The organism is Rhizobium sp. WYCCWR 11128, assembly GCF_013416305.1.
GTDB classification, from domain to species: domain Bacteria; phylum Pseudomonadota; class Alphaproteobacteria; order Rhizobiales; family Rhizobiaceae; genus Rhizobium; species Rhizobium indicum.
The window spans coordinates 118,373-138,537 of sequence record NZ_JACCEZ010000007.1 but is presented as its reverse complement, the minus strand read 5'-3'; the positions used below and the strand labels follow the sequence as shown (position 1 = coordinate 138,537).

20 protein-coding genes are annotated in these 20,165 nt (G+C 57.9%); 7 read left to right on the top strand and 13 right to left on the bottom strand.

The features are described 5' to 3' along the window. Positions 1-14 precede the first annotated feature (14 nt). Together HX898_RS21550 and HX898_RS21545 are read right to left on the bottom strand one after the other, a co-directional pair. Complete coding sequence (locus HX898_RS21550) at positions 15-1,373, bottom strand: hypothetical protein (protein ID WP_180195682.1); 1,359 nt, start codon at positions 1,371-1,373, stop codon at positions 15-17. A gap of 262 nt (positions 1,374-1,635) precedes the next feature. Beyond that, positions 1,636-3,321: a hypothetical protein gene (locus tag HX898_RS21545; protein WP_180195681.1), complete on the bottom strand. Its 1,686-nt coding sequence runs from the start codon at positions 3,319-3,321 to the stop codon at positions 1,636-1,638. Between the two features lie 410 nt (positions 3,322-3,731). Between HX898_RS21545 and HX898_RS21540 the strand changes: the two genes are divergently transcribed. From HX898_RS21540 to HX898_RS21510, 7 genes are all read left to right on the top strand, one after another. Continuing rightward, a complete protein-coding gene (locus tag HX898_RS21540) occupies positions 3,732-4,799 on the top strand; it encodes a lysylphosphatidylglycerol synthase transmembrane domain-containing protein (protein WP_246697958.1) in 1,068 nt (355 codons plus the stop codon). A gap of 3 nt (positions 4,800-4,802) precedes the next feature. Continuing rightward, entirely contained in the window at positions 4,803-6,134 is a 1,332-nt protein-coding gene (locus HX898_RS21535; RefSeq protein WP_180195680.1) for a glycosyltransferase family 2 protein, read from the top strand. A gap of 2 nt (positions 6,135-6,136) precedes the next feature. Beyond that, positions 6,137-6,919 carry a class I SAM-dependent methyltransferase gene (locus tag HX898_RS21530; RefSeq protein ID WP_128440272.1) on the top strand — a complete coding sequence of 261 codons (783 nt, stop codon included), beginning with the start codon at positions 6,137-6,139 and terminating at the stop codon, positions 6,917-6,919. A 110-nt stretch (positions 6,920-7,029) separates the two neighbouring features. Beyond that, positions 7,030-7,671 carry an FkbM family methyltransferase gene (locus tag HX898_RS21525; RefSeq protein ID WP_246697957.1) on the top strand — a complete coding sequence of 214 codons (642 nt, stop codon included), beginning with the start codon at positions 7,030-7,032 and terminating at the stop codon, positions 7,669-7,671. Between the two features lie 16 nt (positions 7,672-7,687). Beyond that, entirely contained in the window at positions 7,688-8,551 is an 864-nt protein-coding gene (locus HX898_RS21520) for an FkbM family methyltransferase (RefSeq protein ID WP_180195678.1), read from the top strand. Positions 8,552-8,863: 312 nt separating this feature from the next. Continuing rightward, complete coding sequence (locus HX898_RS21515; protein ID WP_180195677.1) at positions 8,864-9,871, top strand: fatty acid desaturase family protein; 1,008 nt, start codon at positions 8,864-8,866, stop codon at positions 9,869-9,871. A 30-nt stretch (positions 9,872-9,901) separates the two neighbouring features. Beyond that, positions 9,902-10,852 carry a class I SAM-dependent methyltransferase gene (locus HX898_RS21510; protein ID WP_348649475.1) on the top strand — a complete coding sequence of 317 codons (951 nt, stop codon included), beginning with the start codon at positions 9,902-9,904 and terminating at the stop codon, positions 10,850-10,852. A gap of 13 nt (positions 10,853-10,865) precedes the next feature. Here the strand turns inward: HX898_RS21510 and HX898_RS21505 are convergent, their stop codons facing one another. The 11 genes from HX898_RS21505 to HX898_RS21455 form a co-directional block, all read right to left on the bottom strand. Beyond that, on the bottom strand, positions 10,866-11,504 hold the full coding sequence (locus tag HX898_RS21505) for a hypothetical protein (RefSeq protein ID WP_138328652.1): 639 nt from the start codon (positions 11,502-11,504) through the stop codon (positions 10,866-10,868). A gap of 279 nt (positions 11,505-11,783) precedes the next feature. Beyond that, on the bottom strand, positions 11,784-12,089 hold the full coding sequence (locus HX898_RS21500; RefSeq protein WP_173883551.1) for a hypothetical protein: 306 nt from the start codon (positions 12,087-12,089) through the stop codon (positions 11,784-11,786). Next, the gene (locus HX898_RS21495) at positions 12,089-13,093 is read right to left on the bottom strand and encodes a tail fiber domain-containing protein (protein ID WP_180195676.1); all 1,005 of its coding nucleotides are present in this window, start codon (positions 13,091-13,093) and stop codon (positions 12,089-12,091) included. Before HX898_RS21495 ends, HX898_RS21500 begins: the two co-directional genes overlap by 1 nt. Next, complete coding sequence (locus HX898_RS21490) at positions 13,059-13,475, bottom strand: GNAT family protein (protein WP_171599272.1); 417 nt, start codon at positions 13,473-13,475, stop codon at positions 13,059-13,061. The genes HX898_RS21495 and HX898_RS21490 overlap by 35 nt, the downstream gene beginning before the upstream one ends. Further along, complete coding sequence (locus HX898_RS21485) at positions 13,472-15,295, bottom strand: hypothetical protein (RefSeq protein WP_180195675.1); 1,824 nt, start codon at positions 15,293-15,295, stop codon at positions 13,472-13,474. The genes HX898_RS21490 and HX898_RS21485 overlap by 4 nt, the downstream gene beginning before the upstream one ends. Beyond that, positions 15,292-15,999: a hypothetical protein gene (locus HX898_RS21480; protein WP_171599270.1), complete on the bottom strand. Its 708-nt coding sequence runs from the start codon at positions 15,997-15,999 to the stop codon at positions 15,292-15,294. Before HX898_RS21480 ends, HX898_RS21485 begins: the two co-directional genes overlap by 4 nt. Positions 16,000-16,015: 16 nt before the next feature. Beyond that, positions 16,016-16,588 carry a hypothetical protein gene (locus tag HX898_RS21475; RefSeq protein ID WP_180195674.1) on the bottom strand — a complete coding sequence of 191 codons (573 nt, stop codon included), beginning with the start codon at positions 16,586-16,588 and terminating at the stop codon, positions 16,016-16,018. Positions 16,589-16,919: 331 nt separating this feature from the next. Further along, complete coding sequence (locus HX898_RS21470) at positions 16,920-17,705, bottom strand: hypothetical protein (protein WP_180195673.1); 786 nt, start codon at positions 17,703-17,705, stop codon at positions 16,920-16,922. Between the two features lie 22 nt (positions 17,706-17,727). Then, positions 17,728-18,702 carry a phage major capsid protein gene (locus tag HX898_RS21465; protein ID WP_018068848.1) on the bottom strand — a complete coding sequence of 325 codons (975 nt, stop codon included), beginning with the start codon at positions 18,700-18,702 and terminating at the stop codon, positions 17,728-17,730. A gap of 15 nt (positions 18,703-18,717) precedes the next feature. Next, positions 18,718-19,791 carry a hypothetical protein gene (locus HX898_RS21460; RefSeq protein WP_171599268.1) on the bottom strand — a complete coding sequence of 358 codons (1,074 nt, stop codon included), beginning with the start codon at positions 19,789-19,791 and terminating at the stop codon, positions 18,718-18,720. A 62-nt stretch (positions 19,792-19,853) separates the two neighbouring features. Next, positions 19,854-20,165 carry a hypothetical protein gene (locus tag HX898_RS21455; RefSeq protein ID WP_171599267.1) on the bottom strand — a complete coding sequence of 104 codons (312 nt, stop codon included), beginning with the start codon at positions 20,163-20,165 and terminating at the stop codon, positions 19,854-19,856.

The following is a 20,165-nucleotide window of genomic DNA, read 5'->3' as shown; positions in this document are numbered from 1 at the left end:
GGTGTGGAGCTTATTCAAGAGCTCCTTCCGCAAGGGAAATGGAAGCCATCATTCCAGATCCAGATGCTGCCGGTAGCGCCGCCCAATGTCATGCGAATTTGCCGACTTGTATTTGTCCATATCTCCTGCGATCCCACTGCGAAACCGTTTGCTACCTGGATAGTGCCGACGTTGGCGCCATCACTGCCGGCGCCGGCAACAAGCACACCTTGTGCAGGGTCGGATAGCAGAACTGCGTTAGTCGTTGCCGACGATGTGAACTCGAAACGCAGCTTCGCCTTGACCTTCACCCCATTTGGCACTGTCAGCGCCAGAAGTGCCGAAGTCGTCGAGATAGCGACACTCACTGCGTCCTTGACCGGCGTCAGGAAGGTATATTCGTCACGCGGATACAGCACAAACGGCCGAATGTTCGAACTTCCATCGGTCAGCACGACGCCGATGCATTTCACGATGGTATAGCCGGTGAGCAGCGTCGTGGTGATGCCGCCGACCGTTGGGGAAGGCGAAAGAACCACATCAAAAGACAGGTCGGCGTCCTTGCGCAGGGCATATGCGAAATAAGCGGCGTTCGCCGCAACGGCGCCGGCGTCGAGGCCGCCCGCGCCCGTTCCGGCCGCAAATGTTCCAGTCACCCTTTTGGTGAATGACGCTGCGCTGGAAACGAAACTTGCCCCCGATCTGGCGGAGCCGGCGGTGAAATCGATATGGGTGTTCGGGTTGCCGCCGTTGTTGGAAAGGATGAGCCCGACGACAAAATCGCCTACCGCCGAGCTGTCAGCTTTACTCTGTATCCTGGCGAAGAGCTTGTTGGTGAAGAAAGCCGCACCGGAACATATGATGTTGACGCTATAGCCGTCCTTGAGGACAAGCGTGGTCGCGCCGTCGATCGTCTCCACCCCGTTGGGATCAATCGTCACGTCCCCGCCGTCGGCAATGACGCAATAGTGCCAGTTTGCGCCGAGCGTCGACGCTGCGGTCAGGGTGAGTGTCGCGGCCGCCGTGAAGCGATGAACCGCATTGTCGTCGGATGCAAGCGCGGTGTAGTCGCCTGACTTGGCCGCATAGACCGAAGCCTTGTCGAACGAGACGTCGACGCCGTTCTGGGTGAACCCAAGCAGGCCGCCGCCCTTCAGATAGAGGCCGGTCTGCGGAGTCGAGGCAAAGCCGAGGCCCGGGCCGGACACGGTTCCGCCTGCGGCCTTGAGGGGCGCGACCATCGGCGCCGAGCCGTCGCGCGGCAGCGAGTTGGTGATCTCGTTGCCGAGGTCGGTGGTCAGCGCGTTCCACGGCACCGGGTCGATAACCTGGCCGACGGAAGGTGTCGTGCCGGCGGGTTTGGAATATACGCCGGTGGATGGGTTTCTGGGCATTCATCGTCTCCAAAGAAAAAAGGCCCCGCGGATTGCGAGGCCATTGTGGTGGTGTAGCGACGGCGGGTGCATGGGCGGCCGTATTTTGCACGAGTTGAGCACCTGGAAATCGACAGCCTCGATCTGCCGCCTCAGGATCGCGGATATGGCAATGCACCCGTCTCTTCTAAGGCGGGTATTTCAATTTGTCCGTTGTTGAGATCGGGCAACGGGGGGTAGGCCGGGCCCGAGAGAGCCACCCGGCTTTCGGCTGTCCTGACCCTCAAAGCGCCCGCAGCGTTACATTTACCAGTTCAGCCAGATAATTTCTTAAGCCACTAGGCTCGATGAAGCGGTAATAAAGGTATGCAGATGCGACGGAAGCATTGTTCCATGGTCTTTGCGTGGGTGTAATTTCCAGTTCCGCTTGCGGACCGCTCAAATCAATATCTTTTGCGCTGGCCCAAGCATTGCAGAAATATGCGATGCGATCAGGAAGTTTGGAATGAACGGGTCTCACGCCCGGCTGTGTATCAATCCCGAAGAATGAGATGTGCCCGGGTGTGAAAGCCATTCTGGTCTGTCCGCCCCAAAGCATGCGGAATTTGGAGGTATAGTCAGCAAACCCGTACTCCGAGGCTTCCGGAGACATCGGAAGTTTGTCGGTTATCCAATAAACAGAAAAAGCAGACCATTCAGGATGATCAGCGAGATACTGAGACACAGCCAGATCCTTCGCTGCCCGCGCTTGCCATGCCGCGTAACTCTCCCACCATCGGCCGGTAAACACGATGAGAAGTCCTAGAAACAACACAACTGCTACGCTCTGGCTTCGAAGGTTGGTCGATCTGAATTTGACAACTCGCCATATGCCGATGCCCACCACGGATATTGGCAACGGCATAAGCATCGCGTTTCTCATCAATACGCCGGGTGCAGGGCTCTTATTAACAAGGATATAAGGGAGCGTTCCACATAGCAGCAAAAAGAGGCCAAAGCCGATAATCTTGAAACCGTCGCCACGTCGTTCATCTAATTCAGCGTTTCGAGCATCTCCCCTGTTCACGAACACGAAGCACGCGACAAAAAGGATCGAACTCACCGCAGCTCCCAGGTAAAGAAAAGAATTCCAATCATCAAGGCTCTTTACCAAAGGAAAGACTATTCCATTGGCAATGAATTGGTAGGAATTCTTTGCAATGCTTTCAACATCGAGACTGAAGCCGTTGTAGTTACTGTACAACCCTGATCTTTGATAGAAAATTGCCTTATAAACCCAGTACACAATGGGCAGAAGGGTGAAATCCGCTCGGGCCAGGCAGAATGACCAAAATGTCGAGATCAATTCCCCCGCATGAGGAACTCGGCGCCCTGTCCTTCTCAGCCACACCGCATAGACGAGCACGAAACCAGCCGCATAGAGCACCAGCAAGGAGTTGAGCGTGAATGCAATGAAATAGACGCAAATTGCCAGCGCTCGGAGGAGATAGTGGCTCCTCCCCCGCATCCATTCAATTGACAGAAACAAATACGTAGCCAATAGAAAAAGGGCATAGGCAGCAAAGTATATCGAATATGTAAAAATAACCGTGATTGTGGGGATTGGCAGCAACTGCGTGAATATTGCGAGCACCAAAGACTCTCGCTCCGAAAAAAATCCAGACTTTGAAGCTAGGAGATAGGAGAAGATCGCAATAAAGTAGACGCCGATTATGACAGTGGATTTTAAAAGAAAAACATTCCCAACGAAGGCCATCGGCCAAACATAATACGTAAAGACCGGCACCCCTGCTGAGGAAAACATGTCCGCGATGGCGATCCAATCATTGTAGATCAACGTTGGAAATAAACCAGCATCCTCGGCAAAGATTCCGTCATTGAAGAAGGCCATCCAATGGGTGAAGAGAACAGCAATCGTCAGCAAAAGCAAACTACTCAGTTTCGGCTTGGCTTGAAGCTGATCACGCATCTCATTTCCCGCGCACTAGAATTTTCGGATATCGAGCCTTTGCGGAGCGATTTTCTAAATCAATCACGGTCGTAAGCAAGAGCAAATCCCGCTCATCCATGCTTGGTATTTATCTGCCCCGGTTCGCGCCTACCTAGCGAACCAACTGATTCAGCTTGCTTAAGCTCCTCTTTCGCAGAACGCCACTCAAGGCAACGAAAGCAGCAACTCGCCGCCGGGCGATGGTTCGGCGCCGTTGGCCGCGCCGGAATAAACACGCCGGTGTGCGACCCGGAAATAGGAGACTTGTTGGTACTGTAAATTGATATTGCGCCGCAATAAAACTATTGGTAGCGGGCCGCCGGTTTGTGTTGTAGGGGGTCGTTTCATCCTTGACTCGCACTTGCCGCCAATTGAAACGCAGGCCCTTTATGCTCAAACGTCTCGTCAAAAACGCTCTACCCAGTTCGCACTGGCGGATGCGTGAGAGGTTGCACAAATCATCGAGCAAAGCAGCGGCGGCGGCTCCCGGGTATCAACGCCTCCAGATGCTTATAGCCTCGGCAATAAGCATTGTCCTCCTGATATTCCTGCTAAGGGCGGTGGATTGGGAGGAAGCCATCCGCATTTTTCGTAGCGGAATATCCGGCACATCGCTCCTGTGGTTTCTGCTTGTTACCGTCGGTATCGCTGTAGGTTATGCGGTGCGATGGCGCCTGTTGCTGGATGGTAAGATCGGTTACGGAACGTCCCTCATGGCCTCCCTACTCGGTCTAGGCGCCAACATGTTCCTTCCTGCGAGAGGTGGAGACCTTTTGCGTGTACATTACAGCCGAGTTGTCGCGACTGTCCCCTACGCAGACGCTCTTGGTAGGCTTCTGATCGAAAAGATGGTTGACTTGGTGACGATCATTTCTGTCGGCATATTTTCTTTGGTTTTACTGAGCCATACATTGAATTCCGAATACCGAAATGTTCTTCTGGTCATCATGCTTGGTGCAATAGTTGGGATATTTCTATCGGCATTGCTGGTAAGGTATTTCGGCGATCGGCTTGTCCCGATATTGCGGCCAGTCTTTGGTGTTATGCGACTGCAGGATTTCTTTGACCGTCACATCACCAATTTCATTCGAAATTCGGCACAAAGCTTATCTCTTTCCGTGACCATCGTTCCGGCCGTTCTCACGCTAGTTTTGTGGCTTTCGGCATACGCCCTTGCATATATCTTCGTCGCCCGGTTTGTCGGTGTCGCGCTGAGTTATCAAGAGTCGTTATTCGTGTTGTTTGCCGGCGGTTTGGGCCTGATGATCCCAGCTGCGCCATCCGGAGTCGGTACCTTTCATGCATCCGTCGTTTCGGCATTCGTACTGCTAGGGCGTTCGCCCTCGGAGGGGTTGCTCCTGGCAACGGCCGTTCATTTTCTTTTTTTTGTGGTGTACGTCGTGCCTGCAGCCCTCATTCTGGGACATTGGCGCTTGAACCGCTTGGCGCCGAGGTAACTTATGAGGGACTATTTCTATTCTCAATTGAGAAGGTACATTGGCCTCTTTGTCTTGGGCCAGAATTCCGTGGTCGAGATCGATCCGACGACGCCGCTGTTGATTGGTAAATTCCCTCAGGGCAAGGTAACTTTTCGCTCGAGAACGCAACCTGCGGAACCTGTCAATGAGTTTGATGAGCGCAAGGTCGTCAAGATCGAAGACGTCGCTGACACCAAACCTGATTACCTGGTCATCAGCGGGCTGATACATTACGAACGAGACATACAGAGCATGTTTGCTCAGGCCCGTGCATTGTGTTCGCCTGAGACACGCCTTGTTCTTACCTATTACAGTAGCATGTGGCGGCCGCTTGCGACTCTCGCATCCAAGTTCGGTCTGCGCCGGCGGGTTCCTGAATCAAACTGGCTTGCCCATGAAGACGTCCAGAATCTTCTGACGCTTGAAGACTTCGAATTGATACGGCTGGACCAGAAGATCCTGATCCCGTTCTATATCCCACTTATCAGCGGCTTCGTTAATCGCTGCCTTGCTCCTCTTCCGCTTCTTCGAACTCTTTGCCTTCTCAATATTGCGATTGCTAGGCCGATTGGCTACGCCGCTCCGAAGGCCGAACCTTCGGTTTCGATCGTCGTTCCGGCGCGAAACGAGGCCGGTAATATCGAGGATATCGTCAAGCGGCTCCCGGATATGGGGCCGGATGACGAACTCATTTTTATCGAAGGCAATTCTACGGACACGACTTGGAACGCGATCCAAGAGGTGCAGCAGCGTTATGGGAGTGAGCGGTCCATCCTGATTGCCCAGCAGGACGGCAAGGGAAAAGGCGACGCCGTCAGGAAGGGTTTCTCCATCGCCACAAAGGATGTCCTGATGATTCTTGACGCGGACATGACCGTTCCGCCCGAGGATTTGCCCAAATTCTACAATGCGATCAAGGACGGGAAAGGCGAGTTCATTAACGGCACTCGCTTGGTCTATCCCATGGAAAAGGAGGCGATGCGCTTCTTCAACCTTCTGGGCAACAAGTTTTTCGCATTGGCTTTCTCCTTCGTTCTCGGCCAGAGGTACAAAGATACGCTATGCGGAACCAAGGTAATCAGCCGCTCCAACTATCTGAAGCTTCAGGCGAACAGATCCTACTTCGGTGATTTCGATCCTTTCGGCGATTTCGACTTGATCTTCGGTGCAGCGCGGATGGGCCTTAAGATCGTCGAGGTTCCGATCAGTTATCGCGAACGAGTCTATGGTGAGACAAACATCTCGCGTTGGCGCCACGGTGCCATTCTGTTGGCCATGCTGGTTTTTGCCGCCAGACGAATAAAGTTTCTCTGAGGATGGAAACCGAAAGCGCTCTTTATGATTCCGATCTTGCCCAGACGCTGGCAAATCGCGAGCGGCTGAGCGCAAATCCCAACCTGATGCACTGGTATGGTGAGCTCTACAAGGAGATGTTTCGGCAGGAGCCGGATATCGCCACGAAGACCGTGCTGGAAATCGGAAGCGGAACATCGCCTCTCAAGCGCTTCCTGCCGAATGTCATCACTTCCGATGTTCTGAAGCTAGATTATCTGGATATTGTCTTCGATTGCCACGAGATCGGGATGCTGCCTGATATCGCGGACCATAGCGTCGATGTGATTACCATGACCAATGTTCTGCATCACCTGAAGGATCCCCTCGCGTTCCTGCGCGGTGCGACACGCAAGCTCGCAAAGGGCGGCAGGGTTTATGCAACAGAACCTTATTTATCTTGGCTGTCCTACCCGATGTATAAACTTCTTCATCATGAGCCGGTGGATCTCAGCATCCATCGTCCGGTTCTGGATACCGTACAGGGGCCGCTTTCGACCTCAAATCAGGCTATGCCGCATATGATTTTCTTTCAGCGGCCGGACTGGCTCGCCGAGCTTACGGATTGTTATAGCCTGGATGAGACTAGAATCAGCTATTTTACCTCGCTCTCCTATATGGCGACTGGCGGAATATCGAAGAAATTTCCTGTGCCTGGTTGGGCTTATAAGCCGTATTTTAAGATCGATAAGGTAATGAGCAGAACGCTGCCCAAGGTATTCGCCTCATTCTTCACTGTCTGCCTCGTTTCAAAAGGCGAGGCGTGAAGATGGTCCTGCTTCGCCTCGCTGACTGGCTCTATCGATATTGTTATCCCATCTACTATCCACTCTATTCCCTATGGAAAGCAGTCTCTGAGCGACGTGAGCGCACGCTCATGCGCAACATGATTTCACCGGGCATGATCGTCGCGGATATCGGTGCAAACATCGGAATTTACACCCGCATGTTCTCCGGACTGACGGGAGCAACCGGCCAGGTGCATGCCTTCGAGCCGGCACCGGCGAACTTCGAGAAGCTTGAAGCGACGGTAAACGGCTTGTCGAATGTATCGCTGCGGCACGCGGCGGTAGGAGCGGGCAGCGGCACCATAAAGCTGTATGTTTCTAACGAGCTGAACGTTGATCACCGAACATTCGATAGCGGCGACGGGCGAGCGAGCATCGACGTCCCGTTGGTGAGGCTGGATGATTATTTTTCTCCGGGGCAACGGGTCGATTTTATCAAAATCGATGTTCAGGGTTACGAACTGAGTGTTCTGCAGGGTGCGGAGCGGGTTCTGCGGGAAAACCGCGACATCAGGATATTCATGGAATTCTGGCCTTACGGCTTGTCGAAGGCGTTTGTGAATCCGTCCGAACTGACCCAATTCCTGGAGATGCTGAATTTCGAGTTCCGCAATATTGCGGATCCACCAGGCACAGCTTTCAGCTACGAAAGCCTCGATCCAACCAACGCGGGCCAATACTGCAACCTAGTTGTTGCAAGAAGAGCGTCCGCTAAACAAGATATCAATTAAAGGCAGCGTGCGGACGATGTTATCCACCAGCAACAAAATCCTGATCGCTCGTTGTCTATCCAATGCGGTCTTGTTCGTCCGCGGTTGCCTTGGCTTGCCTGCAACGATCGTAGCGAAGCGTCGCGGGATAAATTGGTCGCTGGACTTGAGGGACGGCGTCGATTTCGCGATCTACCTCCTGGGCGGGTTCGAGGTGCGAACGCTCGATAGATATAGAGAGCTGATAAGGGACGGAGATATAGTCCTCGATATCGGCGCCAATGTCGGTTCTCACACCTTGCCTTTGGCTCAGTTGGTGGGCGGAAAGGGCAAGGTGATCTCCTTCGAGCCCACGGCTCACGCATTTTCGAAACAGAAGACAAATATCTCGCTCAACCCGACGCTCGCCCAACGAATTGACCCTCACCAGATGATGCTGATGGCAAGTGCGTCCGAAACAATGCCCGAAGCGGTCTATTCGAGCTGGCCGCTTGAAGTCGCAGACGATTTGCATAGCGAACATCATGGTCGTTTGATGTCGACGCAGGGCGCGCGGCTCGGTACCCTGGACGAAACCCTGCAGGATCTTGGGGTCGACAAAGTTGATTTCATAAAACTTGACGTTGATGGCAACGAGCTTGAGGTTCTGCTTGGGGCGACGGCTACTCTTGAAAGATCCAAGCCGCGCATAATGCTCGAATTAGCGCCGTATGTTTATGCCGAGAATCCCGGAGACTTCGATCGGTTGCTGAAGCTTCTCTGGGACGGTGGCTACCAAATTGGAGACGTGGCATCCGGTAGAAAACTGCCGGAAGACGCCAGCAAAGTACGCGCGATGATAGCTGATGGTGGTGGTATGAACGTGATGGCTTTCGATAAGAGTCAAAAGGATTCTAGGTGATATGTCTCAGCTGCCACTTGTTGCCATGCGTCCTTTCCTTAAGGTGGCCGTGGCTGTTAGTGCAGGATTTTTCCTCTCGGCAGGAGACAGGCGATACGCAACGCGCTAACCCGTTTCTACTTGGTTGCCATCTCAATTGTGGTGTATTAATCCGGCGCCGGACACCGCAAGCAAGCGATACAGCCGACGGGGGTCGTGGAGAAGCTCTTTGTCGCGCCGTTTCATCGTAAGACTAAGCAGTTTCGATATCGGCCTTTGGGCTGGCGCTTGCAGATGCGGTTAAATCTTCAATATCTGAGAATTGGTCACTGAATGGATGCGCAGTTCAATGAATGCATGAAGGTAGCAAGAAAGCTTGTCGACCCGAGTTTCCTTGAATCGTTGAAACAGCCTCAACCGCGCGCGATCATCGTGGCGACCGCGATGATCTGGCTTCAGATAGTTGTCTCCTGGTCGATCGCACTCCTCGGCCCTTGGTGGCTCCTATGGCTGCCATTCCTGATCAACTGCGCAGTAACGCAGGGCATGTTGCTCTGGGTTCACGAGGCATCGCATTTCCATCTCTACTCCGACCGCCGTAAAAACGATATCTGGTGCGACATGTTCTTTGCTGCACCTGTCGGGATGTCGGTCGCCGCGTATCGATTCCGCCACATGAGCCACCATGCACATCTGGGTACAGAGAAGGATGCGGATGGCTATCCCTATCGCGAGCCGATCAAGGGCTTTCGGGCGCTCGCCTGGGTCATGGTCAAGGCTTTGAGCGGGGGTATGGGAGTGTGGCTGGCGGCAGACAAATATGGTGGTTCGGCCCGAAAGCAGGCATCGGGGAACTCGCTGTCGCCTTCCTGGTTGGCGCCGATGGTGACGATCGTCTTCAATGGCTTGCTGTTTGCGCTCTGCATTGTGACAGGCCGCTGGTATCTCTACATTCTGCTATGGGGCTATCCCATCGCGGCGGTAGCAATCGCCCTGAATATCGTGCGCACCATTGCGGAGCATCAGCCTGAGGACTATCCACTTTATAAGGACGGACGGGAGCAGGCCATGATGCCGCTGGCTCGGACGACGGCGCCTAATTGGTTTGAAAAATGGCTTATGTACCAAGCAAATTTCAACTATCACATCGAACATCACCTATTCCCCGCCATTCCGCAGCACAATCTTGCAAAACTTCATAGGCGCCTCTTCGAACGGGGGTTCTATGAGCATTTTCCGGGGTGCCTGCAGCGCAGCGGTTTTGCAAAATTCATCCGACTCTCGAGAAATCGTAAGAACGATGATTTCTCGGATTCGGTTCAAGATGCATTGGCTCTCTAAGGCGTTGCACGCGGAAAAACGAAGATTCAAGTGACAGCTCAGATAAGATCAATGTCGACGGCATGCTCCAGTTGTGGCAGTCAGGCCTCCACTATTGTTGCTACCGGGCAGGACTACATATATCACGGCACCGAAGACAACTTCAGATACGTTCGATGCGATGGTTGCGGTCATTTCTATCTCAATCCGAGGCCCGACATCAGCCAGCTGTCTTTGATGTATCCGGCCAACTACGGCACCTTCTCGAACAGATTTCAGGGCCGGGCAAATCTTCTTGGTAGAATAAAGACCATCGTCAATCGAAAGCGCCTGAAGGGCGTTGTCGAGCATCTTCCTTTGGGGGGAAGGGTGCTCGATGTGGGATGCGGCAACGGCGAGCTTTTGATCGCACTTCGTCAAGCGCGTCCTGATCTTGAGCTCTTCGGTCTGGATTGGCACTTCCCGGTTGAAACGCGCAACAGCCTGGAAAGCCTGGGAATAGGTGTAATTGAAGCGCCGCTTGAGGCTGCGGAATTGCCGGCACAACCCTTTGATTTCATCATCATGCTCCAGCTTATCGAGCATCTTTGGGAGCCGGAGGAGAGCTTGCGACGCCTCGTCCGTGCCTTGGCGAACGATGGCCGGCTGTTAATCGAAACGCCTAATACTGACGGCTGGGACAGGCGGCTCTTCGCGGGCGGTGCGTGGGGCGGGTATTATTTCCCGCGCCACTTGAACCTTTACAGTTTTGAGCGATTGGCTGAACTCCTGCACAGAGTGGGGTTGGCCGTTGAATCTCAACGCAATCTTCCCGCTCCATTGATCTGGATTTACTCCCTCCAAGGAGCTGTGCAGGCGCGTTTCGGCTGGAAGAGTTCCTTGACGAAGATTTTCGGCGTCAAAAATATACCTTTGATTGCCGCCTTTGCTTTTCTTGATATCGCCGCCATCGCGATGAGGTTTAAAACGTCAAACCAACAGGCAATATCGAGGAAGGTATAGTCGACGATATCTGTTACCAACCGCCACCACCGCCGTTTCGACCGCGTACTCTAAGAAGCGCGCGTGTAAGAGCAGCCTTCGCGCCGGCTCTACGACCACTTTCCGGAGCGGCTTCGGCCGGCATCATACGGCGCCCCTTTAAAGTATCCATAGCGAGTCCTTTCAAAGCCTCTTCGCTAGCGCCACGGAAGGCCTGCTCGGCTCGGTTGCTGAAACCACCTTCCCCGTTTCCGAAACCTTCAACAGCACCGAGCCCGATGTCGGTCATCCTCCCTGGCGGCAACTTAAAAGCTAGGTCAGAGGCCAAACCTCCGGCGCGCTGCAGCGTTTCGGAGACATAGGGATGCTGTTCGTCGAAGGCTCTGTCCATCCCGCGCTGATTAGCAAGTGCGTTGTCATACCGCTCTCCAAACGTTTCGCCCGGCAGCGGCGGAAACAAAAAATCAGGCAGCAGTGGATCAGCATAGGGCGCCAACAATGCAGCTGTCCCAGCGTCCATTTCGTCGAGATAAGGGCCGACGACAGTGCCACGGCTGAAGGCGCGTAATGCATTGTTAACCGAGAGGTCGCCGGAGTGCCCCGCATAAGGGTCATTTCTAAGCTCGGCAACTTTTCTCGGTGGTACAACCGGTGTTCTATTAAAGTCTGACATTACGACTCCTGTGGATGGTGGTTGGGATCGACATGGCTTCCGAACAGCAGCTTGGAGATCTGCCTCAGCTTTAGGACGGGTCGGAGCGGACCGCCGGCTTCTTCAGCGCTTGCAGAATTGCATCGCCATCGCGCGCTGCCGCGGTGGGACATTCGCGTTGGCAATGGCCTTCAGAAGCGGCTAGGCTCGGTCCGCTCATCGGATTTGGGGTTGAAGATGGCTGCTGAACCGCGAGTGGGATGCTGGCGCCCCAAGACGGCAACGAAGGCTCATGAGTTGTCAGGGAACACTGCGCTTGCCGCCGAAGATCGACGGCAGGAAGCCGGGAAACTTCGCCGGCGGAGTTGAAGGCGCGCCCATCGGCCCGGCGGGAGTCTCGGCCCTCCCCGCCCGCTGCTCCTCATTCTGCTGCCTGATATCCAGCCCGCCCATCAGCGCCTGCGCAAGCCGCGCCGCGCCCTGCCATGGCGATTGGACCGGGCTCGTATCCATGCCCTGCTGCAACATCGCGTAGGCCAGCCGCTTGCGCTGGTCGCTGACCTCGCCCTGTGTCTTGCCTGTATCGCCGCCGAAGATATATGCCATCAGCCCACCGCCCTTCCGTAATCGACGCGGTCGAAACCGTCTGCGTGTTCGAACACCGCGTCCGGATGCATCGTGCGCACATCGTCGGACATCAGGCCGATCTGGGTCGGGCCGCCCTCCTTGTACCGGAAGGCATAGACCGCCAGGCCGTTATCCAGCGTGCCGACGCGTTTGATGTTTTCCTTCAGCCGACGGTCGGATTTCGCCCAGCCGCCGAGCAGCGAGCCGCCAAGACCAAACAGACCGCCCATTGCGGCGTTCGACTGGGCGAGCTGCTGGTTGTAGAGACCCATCTTCTGATTGAAATTCTCGTTGATCAGCCCAGCCTGATCCACAGTCGGCAGTTGCGTCGTCGGCGTGTTGACATAGCTCGGCTGGTGGACCTGCGAGCCCGACATCAGTGCCGAAATCTCGTTCAGCGGCTGGTTTCGTTCGGTCAGGATCGAATTCTCAGCATTCGAATACATGTCGCCGAGATACTGGTCGGATGCGGCCTGCTTGCGCGTCGAAAAATCGCTCAGCGCATTGTCATAGGCGGCCGAGCCCATCGAGATGCCCTTGTCGGCAAGGCTCTGATCGAGGCTCGCCTGATCGCGGTCCCACTGGTTGTTGAAGCCGGACCGCCAATGATCGTTGACATATTTGTCGACATTGCCGGCGCTGAGATCGACATTGGTGCCGAGCACGCCCGAAATCTTGCCGGTCTGGTCGTTGGCGAGCTTGGCAAGGCCGAGCTGCGTCTGCTGCGTCTGGTCGTAGATCGCCTGGTTCCCGGGCGAATAGGTCTGATAGGCCGAATAGGTGGGCAGCCGATAGGTCTTACCGTTCTGGTCGGTCATCGTCTGGTAGCCGCTGACCTTGTATTCCAGCGAACCATCCGGCGTGTATTGGTTGGTGTGGCTGAGGCCAGCATTGGCAATGGCGGTGTCGACGTTGGTGGCCGTCTGCGCCGCTGCGGTCTGTGTCGGATCAGGCGCCTTTGGGGCCTTCGGCGTGGAGACCATAGGGAAAATCCTCTTTCATGATTGCGTAAAGCAGCGCGTCGCAGTCGCCGAAATAGGCCTGCTGGCAACCTTCCAGGCGTGCACCGAGTCTTGCCAGAACCTTCTGGGATTCGGCATTGTCGGCGCGGGTCCTTGCGGTTGCGCGGCGGCAGCCGAGCTGATGCACGACATAGCGAAAGACCGATCGCATCAGCGTCAGTGTCAGCCGATCGGCGGCAAGCGAAACTTCGACGTCATGCTCGGTCCAGACGTTGAAGACGAAGCCGGCGATGATCCGGCCGCGGTCGATATGGGCAAGCGTCGTGTAAGGCGGGTGAAAGGTGACCCCGATCCTGTTGCCGACCCAGGCCGCGATCTGCTCGCGCGGTTCGGAGACGATCAAATCGGCGCGCCCTTTTCGTAAAGCACCGAGCCGCCGACCACGGCCGCTTCCGAGACGGAGCCGGACGAGCCCGAGATCAGCGCCCGGATCGTCGGCGCCAAGGCCGAACCGGCGCCGCCGGCGGAGGCGAATTTGCGGACAAGCGAAATGCCCGGAAATTTCGACACGCCCCAGACCGCCGTTCCCCACTTCGCCGCCGTATTGTTCTCGATCGACGACAAAAGCGCGTTGGGAATCTTGGTCTGATAGTCCACCGAGATCCCGGCATACATCAGCGTGGAAACCCCGATCTGCGCCGTCACCCCGATCAGCTTCGAGAGCTTGGTCGAGAGCCCGTCGCCATAGCGGCTCCAGGCGCCGACCATCAGCGCGTCGATCGCCACGCCATTGTCGTTGGCGCCGACCTCGGCCTCATAAACCGTGCCGTCGCCCGCGCCGAAGAACAACCGGTCCTGCCAGGTCGCCCAGCAGGAGGCCGGCATGCCGACGAAGCGGCACCAGGCCCCAGTTTCGGTGTTCATCACATATTGATAGGGACCGAAGGAGGACGGCAGATTGACGATCGCCATCTGCCTGGCCGGGAAGCTCGAAAGCTGCCACTCCTCAGAGGTCGTGCCGGTCGCCGCAACGGTCTCGCGCCAGGTCGGGCCGATCTTGGCGGTGATCGCGCCGAGACTGGTCGCACCCCGGTCGAGCTGCACGGCCTTGGTGATCGGCACGATGCCGTCGGTGGTCATGATCGCCAGATCGGCGCCGACCGACAGCAGGCATCGATCGGTGCCGAGCGGCCGGCCGAGCTTGAAGGTGCCGATCAGGCCCCAATTGGAAGCACTCGAGGGATCGGAACCCTGGAAAACGATCACCTCGCCTTCCGAGGAGATCAGCACCAGGCACTGCTGCAGGCCTGTCGAAACAGGGATGGTCCAGACGTTGATCGCAATCAGCGTGCCGCCATATTTCATGTTGCCGCCGACCGGCAGAACCGTCGCCGTGCCGCTGACGGCATCGGTGGCGAGATACCAGACATTGGTCGAATTCTTCTCGATGAACCAGAGACGCGAACGATAGGCGGTGACGGCGATCAGCAGCGAGGCGTCCGGAATGCCCGTAATCATCGTCGAAGGAACGTAAGCTGTGGCGACCGCGCCCGTCTCAAGCTGCGCATTGGTGACCGTTCCCGAGACGGTGACGACAAGCGTGCCGGCCGCCGGCGTGAAGGTGAGCGTCACCCGGTTGGCGACGCCCGTGCCGTTCAGCGTGCCGGTGAAGGCGCCGGAAAGGGTGACCGAGCCGGTGCCGAAGAAGCTCAGCGTATAGGGCGTGTTCCTGACGGCGACGTTCTGGGTGGCGAGCGTTGCCGTGCCCACCAGAAAATTATTCGTCCAGGTGGTACCGTTGAAGAGCAGCGGCGTGTCGAGGCCGTTGACGAGGCGCAAAAACTCCTGGCCGGCCGGGTTGGTATATTGCTGCACCGACCAGTGGGCGCTGGCCATGCCGGAGACGACGGGCGCACCGGCGGCGCCACCCGCCGTGACGTCGAAGATCTTGTCTCCGGCGGCGGCAAACAGCCTGTTGCCGACGCCCGAATAGGCAATGACCGTCTGCACATCGGCGCCAAGCCCGGTGGCGAAAGCGAGGAAGCCATAGCGGGCGCGCACCCGGTTTGCTTCGGGAAAGAAATTGTCGAGCTGAAACGCCGCATCGGCGGGCATATCCGCCATCTCGACATCGGTTCGCCAGCCGCCGATCGGCGCGATCCAGTCTTTGCCTGGTGAAACGCGGCCGGTGCGCCCATTTTGAGGGACAGGTCTGCGGGTCATGGGTTGGACACCGTGATCGTGCCGGGCCAATAATTCTCAGGCGCCTGCCCCCTGCCCGGCAGCGAGAGGTCGACGGGCGCTGCGGCGCGATCGGCGCCGATCGCGGCTTCCTTGGATCGCTCGAAACTGGCGATCTCCTCGCCATAATCGAGGCCCTTGGCCCGCTTCCAGCGCCAGATCAGCGAAAGTTCGAGAAGGTCTTCGGGAAAACGGGCCGTATCGGTATCGTTCGCCCAATTGGCGGCATAGGTCGCCTCGCCGTTCAGCGCCACCCAGAAGCCGGAAATATACTCGTAAGCCATCGTCTCGCCTGCAGCGTTCGGGTGGATGTCGAGCCTGCCGCCGGCCATGCGCCAGATCTGCGGCACCGGGTTCGAATTGATGATCCTGTTGCGCTGCCAGGTCTGCGGCTCCACCGGGCCATTCAGCTGCCAGAGGCGCGAGGCATTCCAGATCTTCGAATTGGCGGCGAAACGGTCCCAGTCAGCGGGCGGCTCGGCCGGTTCCGGGTTGGCGCCCGTCGTTGTGAATTGCCGCTGCACCATCAGCGTCGACCAGTCATGCTCGCGCATCAGGTCGCGGCCGGCTCGGGTGGAGAGGATGCGCAGCTGCATGATCTGCGGATCCGCCGAGGACATGACAGCCGTCGGCGGATCGAGGTCGATTTCCGCGCAGACATTCTGAATGATGGTCAAGAGCGACATGCGCGGGATCTCCGGTTCAGGCGGCGACGCGGCCGCGGGATTTGGCCCCGCCTTGACGTTCGTTTTCGAGAGTCTCGAAGCGGGAAGCCATCTCCCTCATCTGCTCCTGCAGGCGGGTGACCTCGCCCTTCAGCCGCTCGTTTTCGGCGGCAAAGGCCGAGGCAGCACTCGAATTCTCGGCGGTGGCCAGATAGGCCCGGGCGGCGGCGACGAGCTCGTTCGCCCCCATGCCGATCTTCTGCTTGATGGTGTCGGAGAGGGCGGCGAGCTGCTCGACGGTATAGATGTTGACCGCTTCCAGCTCCTTGATCTGGCTGGGCTTGAGATAGGGCCATTGCGCCAGCGGCGTGCCGGTCAGCTGCTCGCGGGCGGCAGCGCCTTCCTTGAAACGCTTATAGGCATCGGAAAAGCGCTGTTTGTCATTGTCGGTCACCTCGCGATAGACTTCGGTGTGCTTGTCGCCGGAGATGAAGATGCGAACGAATTCCTTGTCGGCGAAAATCGGCCGGCCCTCCTTCTCCGTCAGAAAGGTCTGTTCGACCGGTTCGAGGCTGAAAGAGGCATAAATTCCGGTGTTGCTGTCGGGCATGGTGTTGTCTCGCTGTTGATGGCGGGGAAATGGGAACGGGCGTCGAAGCGCCTCGGGCGTGATTGGTGACAAACAATACTCGGCGTCGTCATCGACGCAGGAGATCGCCGACTGCCCCTCATCCGGCTGCCGCCACCTTCTCCCCGCAGGCGGGGAGAAGGGGATATGCCGCGCCGGCTTCGTCAATCTCGACGTTGCGTTTGGCACGTCCCCTCTCCCCGTTTTTACGGGGAGAGGGTTAGGGTGAGGGGCAGCCATCGGCACGAACTGGATGAGGGGCAGGCCGCGTATGGAGAGGTCGACGAAACGGGCGCCAAAGCGCCCGTCGATGTTAGTTCACCTTCGACAGGAACGGACGCATCAGCGTTGCCTCGAGCACACCCGTCGCGGTGATGGTGATGCCCGTGCCGTTGGCGGTGGCGTTGGCCGAGAGCGTGATGCTCTGGACGACGCCGTTCGGGCTGTAGGTGATGCCCGAGATCGTCGTTCCGCCTGCGATGCCGGTGCCGGAAACGGCGGCGCCGATGAACGGGCCGGAACCGACATTCAGGCCGGAAAGGTTCGTCAGCAGGTTGGAGCCGTTGACCGTGGTTGCCGTGAACGTCTGGTTGGCCGCCGCGAAGTTGACGTTGGCGATGGCCTTGGTCGTTGCCGTGGCGGATGCCGGGGCGCTTGCCTGGCCCGCCGTGGTCGTGGTTTCGGCAACGACGAGGGCCGCCGTTGCGGTTGCGACCAATGCCGGCGCCTGGCCATTGCGCTGCAGCCAGACGTAATAGGTGCCCGGTGCAAGCGTGATGGCACCGACCGGCCCGCCGGTCAGCGTCGGAGGCTGGGCAGCACCCGAAAAGACGCCGCAGCGCTGGCCGACGACGGCAGCCGCCGTGGTCAGCAGCGAGGCGACATAATCCCTGGTCCACTGGAACCACTGGCCGGGCTGAAGGGTCGTCTGCGAGGCCAGCACCAGCTGGCAATAGACCCATTCGGATTCGCGGTCTCCGCCGGCGACAGCGCCGAGGGAGAAGTTCGGTCCCGGAATACCGGAGCCGGAAACGATCGGGCCTTCGACGACGAACGGGTTCGCGCCAAGACGATCGGACTGGATGGTTGCGACCGACATTTGCTTTTCCTTTCGTTGACGATCAGGCGAACAACACGCCCTGCAGGAAGGCGTTGTTCATGGTGAGGTTGCCGGCGAAGCCCATGAGCTGCACGAAGGCATCCTGGTTGGTGTTCATGCGCTCGTCGCCGATCGGGGCCATGTCGCGGTCGCGGTGCGGGCGGTAGAACAGGTACTTGGTGTTCAGGAAGAACATCTGGTTGAGCGGCGCACCGCCGCCGAAGCCGCCGTCGAAGATCACGTCGGCGCCCATGTACTGCAGCGACTGGAAGCCGGCCATGCCCTTGTCCGCCGAGGTGATGCGCTGGATTGCCTGCAGCGATTCCCAGTAGAGGCGGAAGAAGTTGTTGTCGGCGACGACCAGATCAGGCGCGTCGGAGCCGCGAACGCAGGACATGTAGAGCCGGTTCATGTAGCTCTGGATGTTGGCATTCGAGGCCGCGGCACCACCATCGGCCGAGGCCGAGAATTTCTGGTTGCGCCAGAAACCCCAGGTGGCGCGCGAAATGCCGCCGACGGTGCCTGATGTCGGCGAGGTCGAGACCAGCAGCTGCAACCCGCCGATCTGACGCCCGCCATCGGCCGTGCCATCGGAATAGCAGTCGAGCGCGATATTGTTCTTCAGGGTCGTTTCGGCATTCTCGATGCGCTGCTCGAGCAGATCGAGGATCGCATCCTCGCCTGAGTTCTGCAGCTGTTCGAGGCCCGACATGGAGACGGCGACCGCGGCCTGCTTGAGGTCGTATTCGGCAGCGGTGATGACGTCGGAGGGTTGCACATTCAGGATATCGTAGCCGGAATAGCGCTTGAAGGTGCTGTTTTCCTGGTACTGCAGTTCCTGGACGATGGTGCGGCCGCCGGAGATGGGCTTCTTGCGGCCACGGCTGTTCAGACGGGTGAGAAGACCGTTGTTCTTCGTCACGTCGTCGGCGACCGTGCCGCTGCGGTTACGCAGCGTCGTGGTCACGATTTCAGAGAGGTTGGGCGAGATGGGCATTGATCATTCCTTTGATCAGACTTGACCGCGCGAAAAGCGCATGGCGTCGCGCAGCGAGTCTCGGATGGAGGTGGGCTGGCCTCTTGCCGCATCGCGGGTCGGCCCCGGCGCGGAAGATCCAGAGATGGATCGCGAGGCGCGGCGGGCTTGATCTGCCGCTGCTGCCCTCTGGGCTTGCTGTTCTCGGACGGGTGCCTGCGCAGTCTGGCTGATCAACTGCCGGCGAATGTCCGGGCGCATCCAGCATGCGGCATCGTAGGCGTCCTGAAGCGATGATGCCCGCCCTGCGTTGATAAGGGCGATCATGTCATCAAGCACGTCATCGGCGTGCGCGTTTGCCGGGTCGGAAAGGAAGGCATCGACTTGAGTTTCGGTGTCCCTTTTCCGCAGAACATGTTCGACCGTCGCCTCGACATTGACGTGTCGCGGCTGCGGTCCTCCTTGCTGTGGTCCGGCCTGCTGCGAACTCCGCTGCAGGACGTGATCCATCTGGCCATTGACCAGGGCGTGAAGATTGACCCCGGCCATCCTGGCGACGTGAACGACGGTGTTGACGGGATCGTGGATGAGCGCCTTTTCCCAGTCGATCGCCCGGCGCATGACATCGGCATGCGTCATGCCGGCCTGGCGGATGAGCGGCGTGAACTCCTCGAGCCCCTTGTAATCCTGCAGGACGCGGAAGCCGTTATCGACCTCCTGTTCCCGCTTGGTAATGGCCGCCTGCACCTCCCCGGGAAGGCTTGCAAATTGCGCCTTGGCTTCCGCCGACCAGCCGGGCGGAACCCGGCTGCCGATGGCTGCGGGCTGTTCACGGGTCTGCATCTGGTTCTGTGCTTGGGGCGTCTGTTGAGCGGCGTTTGCCGCGGGCGCCTGGCCTGCCCTCGCCGCTGTGGCCGCTTGCTCCTGCCCCTTGGCGAGGAAGCGGCCGTTTTCCCCGTCGCGCGGTTGGCCGGTGATATCGCCCGGTCCATTGCCTTCGACGGTGTCGATCGCCGCCTTCAGGCTGTCGCGGATGCTGACCGGCTGCTCGTCGAACGCGCAAAAATCTTCGCTGCCGTTGCCGGCCTCGTTCAGGTCTTCCATGTCCATGTGGGAAACTTCCTTTGTCGGGGATTGATGCCCGTAAAAACAAAAGGTTAGAGCGGTTGGCTCTAGGCGTTGTATTCGGCGTGAACTCGCCGCAATTCGTTTCGGATCGCCTTTCGATCCGTCTTCGGCGTCTCGATAGGCTGCGGCTTTTCGTTGCCGATCTCGACTACGCCGGCCGCCCGGTAGGCGGAGCGCAGCTTGGCTTTCGAGGTGTAATGTCGGCCGTCATGCATCGACTGGATATCGATGCTGTCGCTGATGAAATGCGGCGCCGGCAGATCCGACTGCGCGAGGTTTTGCGCCGGCATGCAGTTGTGCGGCCACTTGTCGAGTTGGTGCCAGCCGCCGCAGACGCGGCAATAGCGTTCTCTCAT